The organism is Micromonospora sp. NPDC049799, assembly GCF_040656655.1.
GTDB lineage: Bacteria > Actinomycetota > Actinomycetes > Mycobacteriales > Micromonosporaceae > Micromonospora.
On the sequence record NZ_JBFAMU010000870.1, the window covers coordinates 1 to 1,238 of the forward strand.

The following is a 1,238-nucleotide window of genomic DNA, read 5'->3' on the forward strand; positions in this document are numbered from 1 at the left end:
CCCGCCGGCCGGCCACCCCCGCTCCCGCCGACACCGCCTCCGGCGGCGCGACCTCCGGTGACCCGACCGACGGTCCGGGCACTCCGAGCGGCGGCGGCACCACCGGTACCGGCAGTCTCGCGCCGTCCGTCGTACCGTCCACCACGGCGGACGCATCCGCCACCTCGGGCAACGGGCGCACCACCGAACCTCCCGCCGGGCAGGCGGCCGGGCTGTGTCGGGCGTACCAGGCCAAGCCGCCGTCGCAGCGGGCCAGGGCGCTGGAGACCCCGGCGTTCGCCAACCTCGTGACGGCCGCCGGTGGTGCGGACAAGGTCGAGGACTTCTGCCGGGGCCTGGTGGGCGAGGCCGAGCGGGCCGACTCGGGGAAGGCGCCCGAGTCGCCCGCGCCGACGGCGCCCGGCGGGCCCTCGACACCCCCGAGCCCGACCGTCGGCAACTGAAACTTCCTCGCGGCGATCCCGCCGGCCACCAGCAGTTCTTCTGCTAGACAGGAGACGATGGCGCCACCGACGCCCCGAACGATGACGGTGGGTCGGGTTACGGTGGCGGGGACCGGAGCACGGAGTGGCGTAGGGGGGCCGATCCTGTGGTGATGTCGCCGAATCTGGAGCACGGGACAGTCCTCTCGTCGTCCGACGCGGCAGCCGGTCACATCGCCCGGATCTGCTTCAAGACCGGACCACCGACCCACACCGGTGTCGAGTTGGAATGGACTGTCCACGACGCCGCCGATCCTGCCCGTCCGGTCGAGGGCGCACGGCTGCGGGCGGCCCTCGGGCGGCACTGCCCGCCCACCCTCGACGGCGCGAGCCCCGCCACGCGACTGCGGTACGGCAGCACGGTCACCGTGGAGCCGGGCGGGCAGGTGGAGATCTCCACCGCGCCGCGCAGCGCGATCGGCGCGTTGATCCGCGCGACGGACGCCGACATCGCCGAACTCACCGCTCTGCTGGCCGCCGCCGGGCTGGTGCTCGGGCGCAGCGGCATCGACCCGTACCGCCCGCCGCGATCGGTGGTGGAGACCCCGCGTTACCGCGCCATGCGGCGCGTGTTCGACCGGCGGGGACCGGCCGGCCGCACGATGATGTACAGCACCGCCGGGCTCCAGGTCTGCCTCGACGCGGGGGAGGCGGAGCAGGTGCCCGCCCGCTGGGCGACGGTGCACGCGCTGGGCCCGCCACTGCTGGCGGCCTTCGCCACCGCGCACCGGCACGCCGGTCGGGCCACCGGCTGGG

1 protein-coding gene and 1 pseudogene are annotated in these 1,238 nt (G+C 75.5%); both read left to right on the forward strand.

Annotated elements, in window-relative coordinates; genetic code table 11:
• Window positions 1-443: pseudogene (locus tag AB0I76_RS30240) on the forward strand (hypothetical protein); the annotation flags it as partial.
• Between the two features lie 146 nt (window positions 444-589).
• Window positions 590-1,238: glutamate-cysteine ligase family protein (locus tag AB0I76_RS30245; RefSeq protein WP_357042646.1), on the forward strand; the 649-nt coding region annotated here is incomplete at its 3' end.